A 22,322-nucleotide genomic window follows, 5' to 3' on the forward strand; every position below is an offset into this window, starting at 1 on the left:
ATCTATAAATATGGTTCCTACTCAGACAATAGACAGGCTATGCGTCCGAATGTAGAAACCAATTTGCAACATATATACTATAATAAAGCTGCCCAGTCTGATAAATATTTTCCGACTAGAGCAGCTTCATAATATACTATAAAAATTTATGCTAGCTTGATATCAACTTCTAAGGGAGATATTCCAACAAGCTGAATGCTTCTACTATCTGGTTGTGATATACCAACAAATAATTTGAACCTTTTGCTATCTAATATCCTTTCTCCATCATCATTTACCACTTCAAATGATGATTTCTTGATTTTCATTTTTACAATTTTGCTTTCTCCTATTTTCAATCCAACACGTTTAAATCCTGCTAGACTATGATTCCTAACAGCATATTTAGATTCAAGATCTTTTATATAACATTGTACAACTTCTTCTATATCAAAATTTCCTGTGTTAGTTATCTTTATGCTTACCTCTACCTCATCGAAATCACTTTCTACATCTGGTACATGCAATTCTGATAATTTTACAGTAGAATAAGTTAATCCATAACCAAATGGATATAAGCTTTCACAAGACATATAGCGATATGTCCTATCTTTCATTGAATAATCTATAAATTCTGGTAAATCCTTAGTATTTCTATAAAATGTAATAGGTAATTTTCCACTTGGTGAACACTTTCCAAATATTAAGTCAGCCACCGCTCTGCCACCTCTGCTTCCAGGATACCAAGCATCTAATATAGCTGAACACTTATCCTCTGCATTATTAAATGTCAATGCACTTCCTGCACCAATAACTAATATAACAGGTGTACCTGTTTCTATTATTTTCTCTAATAATTCTTGCTGCCTTCCTGGTAAATTTAAGCTTGCTTTATCACCAGCTCCTTCACTATTACCTGCGTCTCCTTGCTCACCTTCAATTGTAGAATCTAGTCCAAGGCATAGAATTGCGACATCTGATCTTTCTGCTATTGATATTGCTTCTTTTAATCTGTCATTAGGTTCTGCTAGTTCTTCAACTCTGTCTCTAAATAAATGACAACCTTCGGAATAATATACTCTTACATCTTCTCCTACGGCTTCATGTATTCCCTCCAACACAGTTATATATCTAGATGCAGTTCCTGAATAATTACCTTTAAGCATGATCTGACTATCAGCATTAGGGCCAATAACAGCAATTGATTTTAAGTTATCTTTATTTAATGGTAATATTCCATTATTCTTTAATAAAACCATTGAATTTCTAGCTGCTTTTAATGATAATTCATTATGTTCTTTGCAATCATTTAACTCATATGGTATTTTGTTATATTCACACTCTTCATCAAACATTCCCAATCTTATTCTTGTTGCCATTAATCTTTCTGCTGCTGTTGTTATATCTTCTTCTGTTACTAATCCCTCTTTATAGGCAAGCAATAATTGAAGATACACATTGCCACAATTTAGATCACATCCATTTTTCATAGCTAATGCCGCTGATTCTGTTGCAGTGCTTGTCACTCTATGATGCAAATGAAAATCAGCAATTGCCCAACAATCGGATACTACATGACCTTTAAAGTTCCATTTTCCTCTTAATATGTCTCTTAATAAAGTTTTACTTCCACAACAAGGCTCACCATTTGTACGATTATACGCCCCCATTACTGCCTCTACATCACCTTCTTTGACACAAGCTTCAAAAGCAGGGAGGTAAGTCTCATATAAATCCTTTTTACTTACAACTGCATCAAATTCATGCCTTAATCCTTCTGGTCCACTATGAACAGCGAAATGTTTTGCACATGCTGCCGCCTTTAAATATTTGCCTTCTCCTTGAAGTCCTTTTACAAAGGCCACTCCTAATCTAGATGTTAAATATGGATCTTCACCATAGGTTTCATGACCACGGCCCCATCTAGGATCTCTAAAAATATTAACATTTGGTGACCAAAAAGTTATTCCCTTATAGATGTCTCTATCATCTTTTTTACTGCTTTCATTATACTTTGCTCTGCCTTCTGTTGAGATAACCTTTGCAATGTCATTCAATAACTCATCATCAAACATAGCAGCTAATCCTATAGCTTGTGGAAATACTGTTGCTATACCTGCTCTGGCTACTCCATGCAATCCCTCATTCCACCAATTATATCTAGGTATATTTAATCTTTTTACAGCTGATGATTTATAAGTTAATTGTTCTGCTTTTTCTTCTAGCGTCATTTTTCCTACTAATTCTTTTGCTTTTTCTAACGCATATTCATGAGTAATTCTTTTTTCTTCGACCATATTACACATCTCCTAAAATAATCATAATATTTATTCTAACTTTTTTTAATTATAAGACTAAACAACCAATGTATTAAAAGAATGAGGCTGAATATTAAAGCTATAATCTTCACCATTAACACTAAATGTGACTTCTTGTAATTCATCAAATGGATTTAATACTTCTAATACAACACTTCCATCTGGATTCTCAAAAGCCAAAGCATTTCCTGCAAAGTCCCCTTTTAGACCTTTCATTGTCGCTCCTTGTTTTATATATTTTGAAAAATGTCTCATTAGATAATACTCCGGATTATATTTAACATCATTATCTTTTGTAACCGTAATAAGTGAATTTTGTTTCCATCCCCAAGTGCTTATTCCCTCTTCTTCAAGTACCATATTCCAATAGGTATAGGCGCTTACTCCATTTATAAAGTATGTCCACATTAAATTAAATACATATTCAGCATATTCCCAGCTATTTTTTCCTTCTCCACATTCATTTTCTGTCTGTATCAATTTCATTTCTGGATAAGCAATTCTTGTCTGTAGCAAAGCATGCTTTCCTCCCCACTGATACCCAACGCCATTTATATATCTTTTTGCATCTTTATCACTTAGTACAGTGTTAGCAAAATTATTATACTGACCAAATTGCCAATTTTCATCTCCATAATCATCATAAGGAGAATTTAATGTTCCAAGCCATATCTCAGCATCAAGTTTATTCTCTTCAAATAATGGCCCGATGTATTCTTTTATAAAATCACGTAATTGTTTTCCTGACCAAACACATGATGGAAACTTCTGATCTGCTATAGGTTCATTTTGTATGTGTACCTGATTAATTTTAATACCCTCTTTTTGGTATTCTTCAATGAATTTCTTAAAGTAAAGAGCATATGCTTTTAGATTTTTCTCCTCCCATATTAATGTTCCGAAATTGTATACTTCCGGGAACTTCATCCAAGTTGGGGGGCTCCATGGAGAAGCAAATAAATTAAGCTCTCCACTATATTTTTCTGCTTCTTTAATGTACGGAATCAAGCATTCTTTATCTCTTTCAATGCTAAAATTCTTCATTTCATAATCGCCCTTAGTTTCATTTAGACTGTACCAGCTTTCTGCATAATCATTTGCTCCAATTGGCAATCTACAATAAGTAAAATTACACTCCTCTGGATCAAATAGATTTCTAAATACCTCTTCTTTCTTATCATTTGGAATCTTTTTTAATGCTATATATCCTAACTCATTAAAACATCCACCAAATCCATCAATAGTTTGATAGGACTCCCCATTTAACTCTAATGTATGGTATGATTTATCTTTACTAATATCTATAGTACTACTTACTAAGCTATCAGTCCTTGTTGTTGAAATCAAAGTTGCTTTCCTCATTATAACTTCCTCCTTTTTCTCTAAATTCAGTTGGTGACATTCCTGTCTGTTTTTTAAAAGCTAAAGAAAAATAATTTGTATCCTTATATCCCACTAAAGTTGCTATTTTACCCGTTTTCATACTGGTTGTTTCTAATAGGGACTTAGCCTTCTGTATTCGTTTACGTATAATGTAGTTATTACAGCCTTCTCCTGTACTATGTTTGAATAGCTTTGAAAAATAGGTTGGAGTTAAATAAAGCATTTCCGCTATACTATATACTGAAATGTCTTCATTTAAATGATCATTAATATATTGTTTTGCTTTTCTTATAATTTCATGGCTTTCTCCAATATCAGTCTGAAGTATTTGTATTATGAAATCTCGTGTAATTCTCAAGGCATCACTTCTACTACAATTTTTTAATGAAATTAATAAAGAATTTAACTTATTATCTGATATATCTCCTTTTTCCATTGCGTAGGAAAAATATATTCCTCCTCCAATATCAAAACATGTTTTCTTAACTAATGATGTCGATAAATTATAAAACTCTATGGCCTCTGAATAAGCCTCATAAATACTCATTACTTTCTCAAGGTCATCTATATTATCTATCATATTCTTCTTAAATTCCTGAACTCTCTCGTTAAATAAAGTCAAACGTATTTCTCTAGGTTCTTTCGTTATGATTTTCCCATAGGTGCTCTTATTATTTAATAAAACACATGCGTCGTTATATGAAATATTGATTTTATTAAATCCGCCTACAACGCTTCCAAGAATTACTTTAGGATTAATATCATACTCATTTTTCAAATACTCAATTAAATGTTGTACTCTTAATGTTACTTCTTCTAACTCTTCTCTTATAAATATGGCGATTACTATATTTCTATTTTTGTCCTCAAATGTAATCCCTTGTTTCTTAGAATCAAATAATTCAATGCAAATATTTTTAATAGATAAATTTAATAATTCAAAATGTTGTTTCCAAGCTAAATTATCATCTATAATTGGACATACCAAAGCAATTTGAAGCATCTCTTCCTTATCGTAAGAATACTCCTTCAATACTTTTTTAAATTCACTTGTCTTCACTCGTTCATAAAGTAAATTTTGCATAATCTGTTCAAGCTTTAATTGTTCTGTTACACCTTGTATCCTGCTATTTATCTTTTGCTCATGGCTTAAAGTTTTCTCATGCTCTAAATCCTCTATTAATCTTCCGATAGCATTCTCAAGTTCTATCTCATCTACTGGTTTTAGGAGATAATCCTCCACCTGCATCTTGCAGCATTTTTGAGCATATTCAAAATTATCATATCCTGTTAAAACAATAATTTTTAACCTAGGATTTAGATAATTCATCTTTTCTACTAAAGATAATCCATTCATCTCAGTCATACATATATCTGTAATCATGATATCAAATGCTTCTTCTTCCATGATTTTTAAAGCTTCAATTCCTGAGGATGCCATTTTAACAGTATCTATCTTGAGTTTCTCCCAAGGAATCACACTACATATTCCTTTTCTAATCATTTCCTCATCATCTACAACTATAGCTTTATACATTAATTATTCTCTCCTTTAGGTAATATAATATCTACCGTAGTTCCACCATGTTCATTTTTCTTGTAGTATAATCCATACCCACTACCAAATAATATTTCAATTCGCTTATGAACATTCCTTAAACCATATCCAGTTTTTTCATCAAATACTGATATAGAGCTATTTATTTCATCAATTTGTTCTTGTCTCATTCCAACTCCATTATCAGCAACTGATATAACTATCTTGTTATTTATTTCTCTTGCGGTAACTAATATCTTACCTTTATACCCATCTTTGACCCTTATTCCATGATAAATGGAATTTTCTATTAAAGGTTGAAGTGTAAGCTTGGGTATTAGTACATTTTTGAAATTCTCATCTACATTTATTTCACACTCAGCAATTCCACTATATCTCATATTTTGTATGATCAAATAATTTTCTACATTTTCTAGTTCTTGCGAAATAGGAATAACATCTTTCCCTCTACTTAGACATAATCTATAATAATTAGCTAACGCTTTTACCATTTTTGATACATCTTTATTTCCATCAGATAAAGCCTGCCAATGTATACACTCTAGTGTGTTATATAAAAAATGTGGTTTAATTTGAGATTGCAGTCTGTTTAATTCGATTTGCTTAATCTCAGATTGCTCTTTTTTTATCCTATACATAAGTATATTAATTTCTTCAATCATGATATTAAAGCCACTTGCTAGTTGCCTAAAATCTTTGCCATCATAATCTTGTTCCATTCTAACTTCCAGATTTCCCATCGAAACCTCTCTCATCTTTCTTACAATGTCATCCATCGGCTTATATAAGTTATTGCTTAGTTTATAGCAAGCTATACTAATTAATACTCCAGCACCTATTACTAAAGCTATTATTAAAATTATTACTGCATTGGTATCTCTTAACATTGATCTTGTTGGTATCTCCCCCACCATATACCAATCCCAATTATCAAGCTTCTCATAAATAACCATCTTATCTTCAACTTTTTGTTGGCCACTTTTTCCTTGTAATACGCTTTTATAAGGACTTTCTGTTCCAATCAGAGATTTATCCTCATTAGATATAATAACTCCATCTTTATCTGTTAAATATGTTTGTACTTTTAGCCCTTTATCTAAATTAGAGTAAAATTCTTTTATACTTTTTTCTCCAATTCCTATTACTAAAAATCCAGTATATTTATTAAAATTGTATTTATCATTGATCGGTTGATATATATTTAGTACATACTGATCTGGATAAAATACTTTTTTCTTCATGCTTATCTTACAGTTACCAAACTTTGTGCCTACAGCATCTTGATAGTCCTTTAAAGTTTGAGTCCTGAAATCGCTACTTGTCCAAGACTCTCCAACATATATTAACTCTGGGCCATCAAATTTCACCAATCCAATATAATCTATATAACTGTTTGTATTTAAGAGATATCTTACTGACGAATATGCATCACTTGTATCTTTGTTATAATTCTTTGAAGTCAGCCTATTATTCATTAAGAATTCTTTAACTCTACTGTCCCCTGTGATCATATTTGATGTCTCAATAATATTCTTTAATGTTATATTTAAAATATCCGTTATTGTTTCAAACTGTCCTTGCACTAATCCACTGGATTTTTCAGTAATTTGCTTTCCTGCTAATTGATAAACAGCAAAAATTACAAAACTATTAGTAATTAAGACTGCCAATATAAAAAATGTAGTAATCTTCTGATTAAATTTCATTTTAGATAGCTTATTTATAACTTTTCTCAATTCCTTATACATACCTGTATCCCTTTTTGTAATTCTTATATATAAGAGTTACCTACCATAAGTATATTATTAACCTTTGACAGCTCCTGCCATCATGCCCTTTATTAATTTATCTTGTCCAAAAATAAATGCTATGATCATTGGTAACATAGAAATAGTTAATACCGACATAATCATTGGAACATTCATTGTATATTGACCTTGATATTCCCAAATAGCAAGTGGTAATGTTCTATTAGGTAATGTTTGAGTTAAAACTAATGCAAAACTGAATTCATTCCATATAGCAACACCATTATAAATTGCTAAAGTTGCTAGCCCTGGCTTCACTAATGGAAGCATAACATTTGAAAAAATTTTATATTTATTGCACCCATCTATCTCAGCCGCTTCTTCTAATTCCCTAGGAATTGCCTGCATAAATGTAACTAATATAAATACTGAGATTGGTAAATTAAAAGCCACATATGGACCTATTAATGCCCAAGGACTATCATACAAACCCATCTTAGTAGTCATCAAAAATATTGGAAGTAATGTTACATGAATTGGCACTGACATACATGCTACTATTATAGCATATATTGGCTTATTTAACTTAAATTTGAATCTAGATAATGGATAAGATGCACATGCACTTAAGAATAGTAAAATTACTAGCGACACTATAAGTACTAATATACTGTTTTTAAAATAAATAAATATGTTTCCTTTGAATACGTCAATGAAATTCTTTAAATATAAACTTTTTGGTAAATCGAATACACTTCCCATAAGCATCTCAAATTGCTGTTTGAATCCTGCTAATAACATAAATATAAAAGGAACTATTGTAATTAAAAGCCATGCTATTGCTAGTATTCCAACGATAGCTTTTATAGATAATTTTTTTATTAATGAATTCTGCTTCATAATAGTCAATCTTCCTTTCTATTTAATGTTTTAATTGTGATTAATGATATTATTGTTATAAGAATAAACATCCCTGAAGCAATTGCTGAACCATATCCCATTCTTTGAGATAAAAACGCATTTTTGTACATATAAGTTGCCATAAGTTCTGACGCGTTACCTGGTCCTCCACCTGTCATAACATATATGAGATCAAAATATTTTAATGATCCAACCATTGATAATACAATTGCACTTTTAATAGCTGGTTTCATAAGTGGAAGTGCTATTTTCCAAAAATACTGACTTTTTTTTGCTCCATCAATTATTGCTGCTTCATATAAATCTGATGGTATTCCACTATATGCAGCCAAAAAATACACCATATAGAAGGGAATAAATTGCCAGCAAATAGCTATTGTGATGGTTAATAGTGCTGTCTTAGGGTTACCTAATAAGTCTACTGAATGCCCACCTAATAACTTTGATATTCCTGATACTATACCAGAATTTGCATCTAATGCATACTTAAATAAATAACCAATTGCAACAGATGACATTAACATTGGTATAAACCAAATTACTTTAAATATATTAAATTTTTTCCCACCAAAATCTAAAAATGTTGCAAGAGCAAGACCTATTGGTAATTGGACAGCTATAGATAGAACCATAATAACAATATTATTTAGAAACGCTTTTCTAAAAATTTGGTCAGCAATAAGTTCTTTCCAGTTATTTAATCCTACAAATACCTTATTTGATGCAAATCCATTCCAATTATAGCAACTTAAATTAAAAGAGTAGACAATTGGATATGCTATATATATTATTAAGAATAAAAATGCTGGCACAAGAAATATAATTGCTGCATTTCTCGTTGACGCGGCACGTCTTTTAGCTAAACTATTAGTTTGTGATTGCACTTTTTCTCTCTCTCCTTTATATAATTATTGAGCTGTTACAAAATTAATTCCACCGCATAAGTTCAACTTCTGCATTTGACTTATAATATAAACATATTTACATCTCTGATATATCATATTTGTACTCCTTTTTCAGAAATCATAAATGCTTTGCACATTCTCATTCAAAGATAAGCTATAATTCAAATCTAAATTTGCAATTGTTTATATATAATAGAATTTTTATTTTGCAACAGCTTTTACATTATTTTTTAATGCTGCTATAATTATTTATTTTTTGCCTTATATGAATCCATAGCAGATTGTAGTTCCTTATCTGCATCTTGTGGAGTCTTAGTTAGCCCAAATATTTCTTGGCAAGTTGATTTGTGTACTTCTGCAACTTCTGCTGGTAAGTATTGGTCATACCATAATTGAACTCCTTTTGCTTGGTTAACTGTGTCTAAGATTTTTTGTGTTAATGCATCGTCTGGTTTGAAATCTTTAAGTGGAATAATCTTACCTAATTTCTTACGATCTTGTAATGCTTGATCATCTAATAAAGATTGAATTAATTTAAAAGCACCTTCTTTATCTTTACATGTTTCTGAAATTGAATATAAGTTATCTCCAACTGTTCCTGCACAAAGTGATTGATCTTCTTTTGAACCGTCTAATGCTGGGAATGGGAAGAATCCTAATTTACTCATAAAGTCTGGATTTTCACCAAGTACTGTACCTGTGAACCATGAACCCATTAAATCCATAGCTGCATCACCTTTGTATAATGCTTGTCTAGCTTGACCACTATCATCATCCATACCATTGAATCCATCTATAAAGTAACCTTTTTTAACCCAATCTTGAATTTTGCTTCCAGCAAATTCAAATGCAGGGTTTTCAAATTTTCCTTTTCCTGATGCTGCATCTGCGAATGCATTTAACCCACCAAAACGAGTTGCTAAGTACATATAATACATAGATCCTGTCCATTTTGTAGCATTAGCTAAAGCAAATGGCGCCACTCCGTTTGCTTTTAACTTATCACATGCAGCTTCTAATTCAGAAATAGTTTTTGGCTCTTGTATTCCATATTTAGCAAAAACATCTTTGTTATAGAAGAAACCTGCTACGGATACGTTTTCAACCGGAACGGCATAAATTTTTCCATTGTATGAACATTGATTAATTCCAGCATCTATAAATTTATCTTTGTAGTTATCTTTGTTCATGAATTCTGTAAGATCAGCAATTTTATTTGAATTTACATAATCAATTAATCCTGATCCTCCCCATTGAATAAATACATCTGGAGTCTGATTTGAACTCATTGCCATAGATAATTTCTGTTTGTAGGAATCATTAACCTGATCAACAACTTCTACATCATATTGTGGGTTAGCTTCCATAAACCTTTTAACTGATGCTTTAATTGCATCTGCTGCTGTTGACGTTTGGATATGCCATAATGTCAATTTTGTCTTTCCTGAAGCAGATCCACCGCTTGTCTGTGAAGTGCTGTTTCCGCAGCCAATCATTGATGCAGAAACCATAGTTACTGTCATTATGATTGATGCTATCCTTTTCAAATTCTTATTCATATACCTTTCTACCCCCTAGAATTTTCATATATTTGATATACTTATATATTAGCATTGATAACGTTTAATAAAAATTGAATAATTTGTCTTTTAGATATAATTTTATATCCTATTGTAATTTTTCTTTATTAAACGCATAAATAACCTCCATTTTAAATAGTTCTCTAAAATACTATCTAAATAATGAAGGCATTTATATTTTTATTCACATATTAAATTTTTATAAATTGAGGCTGAAAGCTGGAGGGGAACCTGCCTTCAGCCTTTGAAATATATTACCTCAAAAACAAAGATAGATAAAAAAACTGCCAAGAATATTTATCTATAACCCTTTGATTCTGGTAAATATCCAATACTATTTGAAAGGATTTTCAGTTTTGTAAAGCATACCTTTTGGTTGATTGAATCCAACTTCTTTAACACCTAAATATCTAAATAAGTTGTAAACAGCTTTTCCAAAGTGTCCAAATGCAACTGCTCCATGATGAGGATATCTGCCTTCTACTAATACGTGACGATAGAATCTTCCCATTTCAGGAATTGCAAATACTCCTATAGCTCCAAATGAACGAGTTGCAACTGGTAATACTTCACCTTCTGCTACATAAGCTGTAAGTTCTGCATCTGCATTACTTTGTAATCTGAAGAATGTAATATCTCCTGGTACTATATCTCCTTCAAGTGTTCCTCTAGTTATATTTGGTTCTTGATTTGGTTCAAGAGCTCTTGCCATAATCATTTGGTTTTTCATTGTTCCACATGTTAATTTACAAGCTGCTGTATTACCACAGTGGAATGCCATGAATGTATCATTTAATGAATAATTAAATTTCCCTTTAACTTCTGATTCATACATATCAGCTGGAACTGTATTGTTTATATCAAGTAATGTTACAACATCTTGGCTTATGCAAGTTCCGATGTATTCACTTAATGCACCATAAATATCAACTTCACATGATACTGGGATTCCCATAGCTGTTAAACGGCTGTTTACATAACATGGTACAAATCCAAATTGTGTTTGGAATGAAGGCCAGCATTTATTTGCAAATACAATGTATTCTCTTGAACCTTTATGTTCTTCCATCCAGTCTAATAATGTAATTTCATATTGAGCAAGCTTTGGTAAGATACCAGGCATTTTATTTCCTTCACCTAATTCTTTTTCCATGCTAGCTATAACGTCTGCAATTCTTGGATCATCTTTATGATCATTAAATGCAGCAAATAAATCTAGTTCTGAGTTTTCTTCTATTTCAACACCTAAATTGTATAATTGTTTAATAGGTGCATTACAAGCTAAGAAATCTTGAGGTCTTGGACCAAAAGAAATTATTTTTAAGTTCTTTAATCCTAATAATGCAGTAGCAACTGGCACAAATTCAGAAATCATTCCTGCAACTTCTGGAGCTGTTCCTACTGGATATTCTGGAATGTATGCTTTAATGTTTCTTAGAGCTAAATTGTAGCTTGCATTTAACATTCCGCAATATGCATCTCCACGTCCGCCTATTAAATTATCTCCGCTCTCTTCTGAAGCAGCTGCAAACATAACTGGTCCATCAAATTCTTTAGCAAGTAAAGTTTCTGAAGTTTCAGGACCAAAGTTTCCTAAATATACAACTAATGCATTTACTCCAGCTTCTTTAACTTCAGCTAAAGCTTTTCTCATATCTTTTTCATTTTCAACAGTTGTTTGACATTCAAAAATTTCTCCATTAAAAGCTTCTACTACTGCTTTTCTTCTATTTTCTGATAATTCCATTGGGAAACAATCTCTACTTACTGCAACAATTCCTAATTTTACTTGTGGTATATTATTCATTTTTAACTCCTCCATTTTTTATGAATTTTAAATTCTTATAATCAGATCTTGACAAATTTTACGAAGTATATTATTCGATATTTTAATGCTACAAATTAGATTTATTAAGTTAGATATTAATTAATATCCTATTCCTAAATAATTGAATCTAGCTATTATTTTACATAGCCTGTCCGAGTTTTAAATTTAGCTTTAGTACTTGTTAATGTTTCACTTTAAATATATTTTAAAATAACTTTTTAAATGTTGTTTGATAAGTCTATAATAAAGCTTTTATATTAATTAGTCAATACCTTTTTGTATACATTTTCATAATTAATTTTTCTAATAGTTATATACTGTAAAATGCATAAATTTTTATCTATTTATTCAATTGCTGTAATATGTAAACTTTGATATAATAATATATGTTAATGTTTTCACTTTGAATTTAGTAGGAGTGATTCGGTATGAATAAAATTAAAAAAGCTTTTAATAAAGATAAACAATCCTTCATAAGTAAATCATTCAAATTAAACGAAAAATTCAAAAACTATTCTATAAGTAAAAAAATAGATACAACCTTTAATTTTATACTTATATTTACATTATTGAGTATGGTTATATCTATAGGTGTACTACTATCATTATCTGCTAGAACTTTTTCTCTATATAATGGTCCTTATCATATTTCTCAAGCATTATCCGATATTAGGCTTGCATTTCAGGTTTCTGATACAAATATTTCTAGAGCTGTAATAGAAAATAGTCCTAAAAATAAGGAAGACTTTATAAGAAATTCCGATGAAGCCCTTGAAGAGCTCACTAGTAAGATAGATTTATTGAAGCAAAATACAAGTGATAAATCTGCCATAGATCAACTTACTAAAAATTTAAGTATTGCTGATACCTATAGAAAAGAACTATGCAATTCTATCAAAAATAATGATCCTAAAAGTACAATAACTTCTAAGTTGGATACATATAGCTTTCAAATAGATATTGTCGAAAATTATATTTCTCAATTATACGAATCTTCTAAAGGAAATGCACAAACATTTGTAAATGAATCCATTTTTTACAGGAATTTGGCTACCGTAATTCTTGTTTTAATAATTATATTTTTAATACTCATTCCAAGATTTCTAGGTAAAACTTTAAAATCTTCTATATTTGAAGGAATAAATAATGTAAAAAAAGTTTCTACAAATTTATCAAATGGAATATTAAACATAGACAATGAATATTCTTCAAAAGATGAAATGGGTGATATGTTCAATGATTTGAAGAAATCTATAGATATGCTAAAATTATATATTAAAGATATAACATATACATTAGAGGAATTATCAAATAGAAATTTAAATATTAACAAAATGGAATCCGTTCATTACATTGGGGATTTTGCGCCAATACAAAAATCTTTAGATGAAATTATAGCTAACTTAAATTCTAGCTTTTTAGATATAGATAAATCAATTGATTTTACTGCAAATAGCGCAAAAGAAATTTCTTCAATTACAAAAGTACTTTCCGAAGGAGCTTCTAATCAAGCTAGCGCAGTGCAAGAACTTCAGGGAAACTTTAATATAATACTTGATCAAGTAAAAAAGAATACAAATAACTCTGAAAAAGCTTATAATTATTACAATGAAACAACAAAGATTGTTGCTGATGGAAATAATAAAATGAAACAATTAATGGAATCTATAAACGAGATTGCTACTGCCTCCAATGAAATTTCAGCAATTATAAATACAATTCAGTCAATATCTGAACAAACTAACTTATTAGCTTTAAATGCAGCTATAGAAGCTGCCAGAGCAGGCGATGCCGGAAAGGGTTTCGCCGTTGTTGCTGATGAGGTACGAAAATTAGCTGAACAATCTTCTAATTCTGTTAAAAATATTACTCAAATAATAAAGAACTCATTAAACACTGTATCTAAAGGCGAATTGATAGCAAATGAAACTGGTATAGCCTTAAATAGCATTGTCGAAAATGTTGAATATACTTCAGAGTTAGTAAAGGAAATAGCTACTGCTTCTGAAGAGCAAACAAGTGCAATATCAAAAATGACTTTAAAAGTGGATATTATATCAGATATTGTCCAAACTAACCTAGCAACAGCAGAGGAAACATCAGCATCTATTGAAGAATTAGCATCTCACTCGCAAATTATGCATGAGCAAATTTCTGAATTCAAATTACAACATTGATATAAATAAGCCTCCATATAAATAGTCTTTGAAAATAACTATTTTATATAGAGGCTATTTATTATAGAAAAAGTAATAATAATTTATCTTTAATTAAATTACGACTACTAATTTTTAAAAATGTTCTTGATTTAATTTATATCAAATTTCAATTTTATGCATTTTTTGCTGCCTGTTCATTTTTAAAGTTTAAAGCATCTTGTTTCTTAAAGAATGGGTAGTAAATAACAAATGATACTCCCATAATTACTAATTGCAATAACGCCATTTTCCATCCACCTAAGATAAGTCCTGCTATTATTGGTGGTGTTGTCCATGGAACTAATACTCCAGTAAATAATGGAACTAACCCTGTATACATTGCAAAATAAGTAATTAACCCTGTAACCATTGGAGTAAGTATAAATGGTATTGCCATAAATGGATTCATTACTATTGGAGTTCCAAATGAAACTGGTTCATTTATATTGAAAAATCCTGGTACTATAGCTAATTTACCTAGTTCTTTACTTTGTGCTGATTTTGCAAACAATAACATACATATTACAAGTCCTATTGTTACACCTGAACCTGTCATACCAATCATATTGTCTAAAAATTGTTGTGTTACTATATGACCACCATTAGCTACTGTAAGTGCTTTTCCACTATTAACTATAGCTTGATTTTCCATTGCATTTGATGTTAGTATTCCTGTCATTATACCACTTATAATTGATGATCCATGTACTCCAAACCACCATAAAAATGGGATTATAAATGTCATAACAATAACTCCGCCTAAAGAATCTGTCATTCCTTGTAATGGTGTTTGTATTAACTTATATATTAGTTCTATAAATGTTGTATTCATTCCATATTTAAGAATACTATAAAGTATTGTTGCTCCAAGCACTATAACTGCTGCTGGTATTAATGATGCAAATGAGTTTGCAACCCCTTGTGGTACACCAGCTGGCATTTTAATTGTAATCTTCCTTTTCATGAACCATGAGTAAATTGCACCTACAACTAAACCAATAATAATTGCTGTAACCATTCCTTTTCCACCAGCAAATTCTTTACTAATAACATCGCTTACTTTTTCTCCTCCCTTAGTTATCACATAAGAATTAGTTGTTAATAAAAATACTACAAATGATATTATTCCTGCAGATAGAGGTTCATGTCCCTCGTTTTTCGCATAGGTATATGCTATACCTATTGCCGCAATAAATGCAATTATTGAGAATGTAGCTCCATAAGCTTGAAATAATGGCTCTGTCCATCCTGGTCCAAGCTGACTAGCCATCCAATCGTTAAATGGCTGATATGGTATTTGTGCAAGTAATAAAAATACTGATCCTACCATAATAAAAGGTAATGTAAATAAAATACCATCTTTTAATGCTATAACACCTTTTAGGTTAACAAACTTCATAACTACTGGTATAACCTTTTCATTTAGGGTATTTCCAATTGACATAATGATTCCTCCTTAATTAAATATAATATGATAGTCAGAATATATAATAATAAATATGTTAGGCTTAATATTATCTTTTATATTAAAGTTACAACCTTCCATATAGCCTGCTAATATCTTAAATGATTATATATAACTTTGTACAATAATTCAGTTTTATATTACATTTTTCTATATAAATTCAGTTCTTATTTATTAGCTAAATTTAGTGCAAATTCTAGCACTTTTGATCCATTCATCATTCCATAATCAACCATTGGTATTACATCCACTGGAATTCCAAGTGGTTCACACATCTTTTTTGCTTTTCCTAATGTATATCCAACTTGTGGCCCTAATAGTGCAACGTTTACATTATCTAGATGTTTATCCATTTGTCCTTCTGGAAAAGCTTCTATATCTACTTCTACACCTTTGACCTTAGCTGCATCCTTCATTTTACTAACTAAAAGACTTGTTGACATTCCTGCTGCGCAAAATAATCTAATTTTCATCATAGTTGATTCCTCCTTAAATATATATAGTTTATTAAAATAAGAATTATAGTTGTTGATTAATTAAATTTATATCTCTTTTATTGTTTTACTAATGTATTTATAATTTTCCTTAATTCCATTATTTGTTCAATTAAATTCTTTTCAGTTATTGCTGTCATTAAATGATCTTGTGCATGTACAAATAAAACCGATATATCAACTTTTTCTCCATTAGCTTCTTTATGAAGAAACATTGTCTGACCTTCATGAGCTTTAGCTAATGCATCATTTGCTAATTGCATTTCTTTTTCAGCTTCCTCATAATTTCCTTCGTTTACATTATTAAGAGCCATATAAGCATGATTTTTGCAGTCTCCAGCGTTTATTATAATATTCATGATTGCTAATTCTAATTCTTCCATTTTGCTCTCTCCTTTTAATACTTTTTGTTTTTATACTTTATATTAATTTTGTTTTGTTTTTCTTATGCTTATATATAAAGCAATAACCGTGCCAAGTTTCTGATGCAGAAATAAAAATGTGATTATGAGTTCAATCGTAGCATTTATGCACTTTTGAGGATAATAAAACACTTTAAAAACAATTATTATGTGTTTTACTTTTTCACAAATTTTTTAAAACAAATGGTCAATGTGTTTTATTTTGTGTATTTATTATATGTTTTATACCCAATTTTTTAGATATTATAGATTCAAGACAATATTTTGCACTAAATTATAAAACTTAGTCTATAAATTTAAACAAAAAAAATATAAATATCTATAAAGTAAGATTACTAGTTATCCTACAGAATAGATATTTATATATTTCTTATTTTTTCATGATTCATTTATTAAATGTTATTACTATCAAAGAATGTCATTAAATAACATATTTCATCATCTGAAACACTAATTGAATACTTTGTATTTATAGGTGCACATGCATTTTTCACAATTTTATATAGATTAAAATTATTTTTTATATAATCCTTTTTCCCTTCAAATTCTAAGGTAATTTTACCTTCCTTATATCTATCTATTACACACGCCATATGAAGTGTTATTCCAATTAGAATATTAATCTTTATATTAACCTTTAATTCTTCAGTAACAGTTCTATTGAATTTCTTTATGCTCTTTAGTACCATTATTCCATCAACATTTTTTAAATCACGCTCTAAAGTTTCCTCCATTTTTATATATGTTTCTTCTGCATCAATAAGGTTTTGTATATCCTTAGCACAATCTCCATCTATAATATCATCTAGCGAAAACTGCGGACTATTTACATCTAATTCAAAAGGTCCGACAAAACAAATAATTTCGTATTTATTCCTTAATTTTTCTATTCTTTCATATACATTTTCTTTGCCTATAAAATTTATAGGCACAATTTCTATTACATTTTTATCAAAAGTTAGATTTCGTTCCAATATTCCCTTAATAGTCTTAGCTCCACCTTCACCAGTTGTACACACTGTTACTATTGCTAATCTTTTATCTTTCTCGTTTTCCTTATAATCTATATCTGCAACATTATCATCATATAAACTATTAACATCTAGTGTTTCTCTATATATTTCGTCCAAAGAATATCCCATCATAGATTTTCTTGTTGCTTCTAATGCATGCAAAGTGCTGACTAATGGTATGGTTCTAGTTTTTATATTAGATATATTTTCTACTTCTTTTCCAAAAGTCGTAAGTGATCCCATATCTACTAAAAATAATATATCCGATTTAATTTTTTGTTCTCTAATATATTCTATAGTTTTCTCTAATATATTCTCAGGTTTTTCTTCTATGGGTGCATTAATACCCGCAGTATTTTCTGTTCCAAGCAGACTATTAACTGCCTCAGCCATTGATGTCGCAGTACTAATACCGTGGGCAATTATTATTATCTTTACATCATTTTGTATATATCTTACGTTTCTATAATTATAACTTAAGAACATAGCTATAAATCCGGCTTCATCAATTGGCATACTTATATCAATTGATCTCTCTATCATCTTCAAAGCATCTAAAGCCACACTAAATTCTTTTTTATTTTCTTCTCTAATACTACTTAATTTAGGATTAACAATTTTTTTATTTCTCCTTATTCTATCTATTGAATTACTAATATGAACTGCTAACCCATAACTTATTTTTTTGTCTAGCTTTATTCCCAGTTCTTCTTCGCAGAATAAAATAATCTCCTCGATTATATCCATAACATCTTTCTCTACGATGTTTTTTATATTGGTCATATCAACTTTAGTACTAAAATCGTTAATATATTTTTTAAAATAATCTTCAATATCTTTTTCTATTTCTTCCTCTAGATGTTCTCCTTTTATTCCCTTTGCTTTAAGTTCATTTGTCCTTAAATCTAACATCTCATAGATATTGCTATCATTAGTACCTTCTTCAAATATCTCCCTATCTTCATCCTTATCAAATATTAGATATCTCTTATTTATATCAATCAATTTGTTCCATAACTGTGTATGTTCTATCTCTTTATATAAACCTTCCCTTATATATAGCGGTAAATCTATACTATTTATCTTTATTACATCTTTTCTATTCGACAGAAAATCAGCATATGCTTTAGCACAAGCTAATTGTATATCAGATCTTAACTGCCCTACATTGTTCTCACAGTTATATGATAAAAAAGCTTTTATTGAGTTTACTGACACCTTAATACTTTTTCCAAGTCTTCCTGACTCTTCAATCATAAATTGTTTTATTAGATTGAATCGTTCTTCCATTCCTCTATTCTTTAATGATGGTATTGTTATAACCATAGGAATTCTTCGAGTAAATGTTTTTAGCAATGTAGTATTTGGATCCTCTGTAGTAGCCGTTATTATAAGAACATTTGCACTTCTTTCACTTTCTGTTTCTCCAAGCCTTCTATATACCCCTCTATCCATAAATGTAAAGAACATCTCCTGCCCTTCTGCAGGCAATCTATGAACCTCATCAAGAAATAAAATTCCTCCATTAGCTTTCTCTAGCAAACCGACCTTGTCAAAATCCGCCCCTGTATAAGAACCTTTTCTTACTCCGAATAATTGCCCAAGTAATAACTGAGGATTATTTGCATAATCTGCACAATTAAATGTTATAAAAGGACTATCTTTAGATTTCACATTCATTTCAATGGCATATTTATAAATCAGTCCTGCAAAAGTCGATTTACCAACTCCTGTTTCCCCAAGTAATAATATATTCATTCCATTTGGTGGATACAATATTGCGGCTTTTGCTTGCTCTACTGCTGAATATAGACTAGGGTTAGCTTCCGAAAACTTATTTATGACTGATAAATTTGAGGTAACGTTTTCCTCATCTATTGCAATAAATAGTGTCGGCTTCCCCTTTATCTTTATTGCCTTCCCATCACTTACTAATTTATTCAAATCATTACTTACATTTGCTCTGCTAAGGTTTAACTCCTCCGCAATTTCTAATGCAGAAATTCCATTTGGAAACAAATCTTTTATTTCTCTTAACTTTGCAAGAATTAATTCAATTCTTTTCATCTCATTAATCCCCCCCTATTAACTTAAAATATTTTTACATACACTACTTAACTTAAAATATATAAAGCGAGACTCTATACATAGTAATATAATAACATACTATTTATTAGTCTCGCCTACTTTATCAATGACAATAATGATATTTGTTTGTAATAGTCCAATTACAAATTATATCATTGCTTTTTTACTTTCTTGTAAATACCTACCTTAAGCAATTAAATTAGGCTCATACATTTACATAAAATGAACATAATTTAATTAGCGTTTATCTTCACTCTCCTACTAATCCACTTTCTCTCATCCTATTAACAAATTTTTCTGACTTCTTATTCATCTTTTCTTTTAAAAATACAGCAATAATTATTGATATGAAAAAATATATAGATAAAATTCCAATATTGTAATATAAGGAACTCCAGATGATCCCACCCTCTGCCTCTCTCATTCCTCCTATTGCATATGTAAAAGGAAGCATTGGACTTATATTTTGAAAAAATTTAGGCGTAAGCTGTATTGGGAAAGTTCCTCCTGATGCTGAAACCTGAAGTACCATTATAATTAAAGCTAAAGCTTTACCCACATTCCCAAATACTGATACCAAGGTGTATATAATCATTATAAAAATTATACTTACATACATAGAAAATATTAAAAGTATTACTGGACTTACAGAATAAGTCTTAATAAAAAATAAATTTCCTAAAACAATGATAATAGCTTGGAGTAGTGAAAGGGTTGCAAGAGTTAAGAACCTGCCAAAAAACATTTTTGTAGTTCCTAAATTCTTAACATCATCCAGCGCTTCTACATGGACAGATAGTATAGAAAGTAATGTAAATCCACCTACCCATATAGCAAGAGTACTGTAAAATGGAGCCATAGCTGATCCATAATTAGGTATAGGAAATACCCTGTTTTGAACTGGCTCAATTGGATTTGCCAGAAAATCACTTACATCCTTTGTATTTTTCTGTAGAAGACCTGTGAGTTCGTTGAATTTTTCATCATTACTCAAACTTTTAAATTTTTCAACATTACTGTGGATAGTCTCCTCAGTTTTTGGAAATTTATCTTTAATATTTTTAATCTGTTCTGCCCCTAAATCAGTACCAATATTAGCATCTTTTAGCAGACTATTTATTAAAGGTATATTATTTTTTGCACTTTCTAAAAGTGTTAATGAGTTGTTTGCCATATTTGTTGTATTGTTCACAAGACTATTTATTGCTGGCGAAATAGCGCTGTCAAAATTATTTATTGAATCATCAATAAGTTGTGATGTTTTATCTATCCCTTGTATTAGAGATTCTACTGCATCGGAAGAAATTTTATTACCATTACTTAATGTAGTTATCAAAGCATCTAAATTTAATTTATTTTGAACTAATTGATCCCTAATATTTTGCATTTTATTTATAAAATTAGATATTGCACTACTATGTAAAATATTATTTACAGATTGAAGTATATTTATATCATTATTAACGGCAGATAGTGCATTATTCATTTTAGTTGAAGCTAATCTTAGAATATCCTGCTGCCCCTTAACATCTGTATCAACGGAATTATTAATACTGTTAAGTGCATCTCTTGTTGCAGTAGAATTAGCCTTTACTGTAGCTAAATCTGTTCTAACATACGGAGATATATTTTTTATTGTGTCATTAACCTTAATAAAAAAGTCATTACTGGATTGAACAGCATTTTGAGCGTTGTTCAGTGAATTTGTTATATTAGGTATATTCCCTTGAATATTTTGTATAAAGTTATTTAGATCTACTGCCCCATTATAAGCATTATTTATTCCTTCACCAATTTGAGGTAGGTTATTATCTATGTCATTTATAATATTCATAAGTTCTTCTAGCTGAGGCTTAATTTTCTCAAGTTCAATACCATAAGCATTCATATAATTAAGCACAGTACTACTTACTTCTTCTGTAACAGAACTAGTTATTTCATTTTGTAAACTTGTTAATCCGCTTTTTGTAATTTTAGGTGCTATAGCATTAATTTTTTCGTTAACAGAATAAATAAGTTTAGCTTTTTTAGGCTCACCACTTGCTGCAACTGAGAGAAGATTACTCGAAAAATCTTCAGGTATAGTTATACTAGCATAATACTTACCATATTTTACTCCACTTTCTGCTTCATCCTCGTTAACAAAAGTCCATCCAATACTTTCATTACCTTTCAGCTTATCTATTACCTCTCTACCTATATTAATTTCTAGGTTTTGAAATTGAGCGCCTTCATCATTATTTACTACTGCTACTAAAAGTCCTTTGGTGTTTCCATATGGATCCCAAGAAGCTATTATATTAATCCATGCATATAAAGCAGGTACGAAAAGTAACCCTACTATTATAATCATGAGAGGAATATTAGTTGTTATTTTTCTTATATCCCTTTTGTAAATTTTAAATATTGTACTCATAACTTT

Annotated in this window: 14 protein-coding genes; 1 reads left to right on the top strand and 13 read right to left on the bottom strand. The window is 30.0% G+C overall.

Features of this window, described 5'->3' with window-relative positions; all coding sequences use genetic code 11:
* Nucleotides 1-146: 146 nt before the first annotated feature.
* From ACJDTP_RS24795 to ACJDTP_RS24830, 8 genes are all read right to left on the bottom strand, one after another.
* Nucleotides 147-2,276, bottom strand: a complete 2,130-nt coding sequence (locus ACJDTP_RS24795) for a glycoside hydrolase family 3 C-terminal domain-containing protein (RefSeq protein ID WP_105411567.1) — start codon at nt 2,274-2,276, stop codon at nt 147-149.
* Nucleotides 2,277-2,333: 57 nt separating this feature from the next.
* Nucleotides 2,334-3,659: a glycoside hydrolase family 30 protein gene (locus ACJDTP_RS24800; RefSeq protein WP_023975923.1), complete on the bottom strand. Its 1,326-nt coding sequence runs from the start codon at nt 3,657-3,659 to the stop codon at nt 2,334-2,336.
* Complete coding sequence (locus ACJDTP_RS24805) at nt 3,622-5,217, bottom strand: response regulator transcription factor (RefSeq protein WP_023975924.1); 1,596 nt, start codon at nt 5,215-5,217, stop codon at nt 3,622-3,624. The genes ACJDTP_RS24800 and ACJDTP_RS24805 overlap by 38 nt, the downstream gene beginning before the upstream one ends.
* Nucleotides 5,217-6,986, bottom strand: coding sequence for a cache domain-containing sensor histidine kinase (locus ACJDTP_RS24810; protein ID WP_023975925.1), 1,770 nt, complete (start codon nt 6,984-6,986; stop codon nt 5,217-5,219). The genes ACJDTP_RS24805 and ACJDTP_RS24810 overlap by 1 nt, the downstream gene beginning before the upstream one ends.
* A 57-nt stretch (nt 6,987-7,043) precedes the next feature.
* On the bottom strand, nt 7,044-7,886 hold the full coding sequence (locus tag ACJDTP_RS24815; protein ID WP_039770769.1) for a carbohydrate ABC transporter permease: 843 nt from the start codon (nt 7,884-7,886) through the stop codon (nt 7,044-7,046).
* A gap of 5 nt (nt 7,887-7,891) precedes the next feature.
* The gene (locus ACJDTP_RS24820) at nt 7,892-8,791 is read right to left on the bottom strand and encodes a carbohydrate ABC transporter permease (RefSeq protein WP_012060833.1); all 900 of its coding nucleotides are present in this window, start codon (nt 8,789-8,791) and stop codon (nt 7,892-7,894) included.
* A 266-nt stretch (nt 8,792-9,057) separates the two neighbouring features.
* Nucleotides 9,058-10,371 carry an ABC transporter substrate-binding protein gene (locus tag ACJDTP_RS24825; RefSeq protein ID WP_012060834.1) on the bottom strand — a complete coding sequence of 438 codons (1,314 nt, stop codon included), beginning with the start codon at nt 10,369-10,371 and terminating at the stop codon, nt 9,058-9,060.
* A gap of 355 nt (nt 10,372-10,726) precedes the next feature.
* Nucleotides 10,727-12,199 (bottom strand): L-fucose/L-arabinose isomerase family protein, encoded by a 1,473-nt coding sequence (locus ACJDTP_RS24830; protein WP_054249045.1) that lies wholly within the window; start codon nt 12,197-12,199, stop codon nt 10,727-10,729.
* Between the two features lie 449 nt (nt 12,200-12,648).
* Between ACJDTP_RS24830 and ACJDTP_RS24835 the strand changes: the two genes are divergently transcribed.
* Nucleotides 12,649-14,397, top strand: coding sequence for a methyl-accepting chemotaxis protein (locus ACJDTP_RS24835; protein ID WP_023976099.1), 1,749 nt, complete (start codon nt 12,649-12,651; stop codon nt 14,395-14,397).
* 154 nt (nt 14,398-14,551) lie between these two features.
* Here the strand turns inward: ACJDTP_RS24835 and ACJDTP_RS24840 are convergent, their stop codons facing one another.
* The 5 genes from ACJDTP_RS24840 to ACJDTP_RS24860 form a co-directional block, all read right to left on the bottom strand.
* Nucleotides 14,552-15,862: a PTS sugar transporter subunit IIC gene (locus ACJDTP_RS24840; RefSeq protein WP_103698919.1), complete on the bottom strand. Its 1,311-nt coding sequence runs from the start codon at nt 15,860-15,862 to the stop codon at nt 14,552-14,554.
* 188 nt (nt 15,863-16,050) lie between these two features.
* A complete protein-coding gene (locus ACJDTP_RS24845) occupies nt 16,051-16,359 on the bottom strand; it encodes a PTS sugar transporter subunit IIB (RefSeq protein WP_406762762.1) in 309 nt (102 codons plus the stop codon).
* Nucleotides 16,360-16,436: 77 nt separating this feature from the next.
* Complete coding sequence (locus tag ACJDTP_RS24850; RefSeq protein WP_017212129.1) at nt 16,437-16,760, bottom strand: PTS lactose/cellobiose transporter subunit IIA; 324 nt, start codon at nt 16,758-16,760, stop codon at nt 16,437-16,439.
* Between the two features lie 431 nt (nt 16,761-17,191).
* Complete coding sequence (locus ACJDTP_RS24855) at nt 17,192-19,879, bottom strand: sigma-54-dependent transcriptional regulator (protein WP_406762763.1); 2,688 nt, start codon at nt 19,877-19,879, stop codon at nt 17,192-17,194.
* A 271-nt stretch (nt 19,880-20,150) separates the two neighbouring features.
* A complete protein-coding gene (locus ACJDTP_RS24860) occupies nt 20,151-22,316 on the bottom strand; it encodes a YhgE/Pip domain-containing protein (RefSeq protein WP_039770735.1) in 2,166 nt (721 codons plus the stop codon).
* Nucleotides 22,317-22,322: the final 6 nt, after the last annotated feature.

The organism is Candidatus Clostridium helianthi, from assembly GCF_045310795.1.
Lineage (GTDB): Bacteria > Bacillota > Clostridia > Clostridiales > Clostridiaceae > Clostridium > Clostridium helianthi.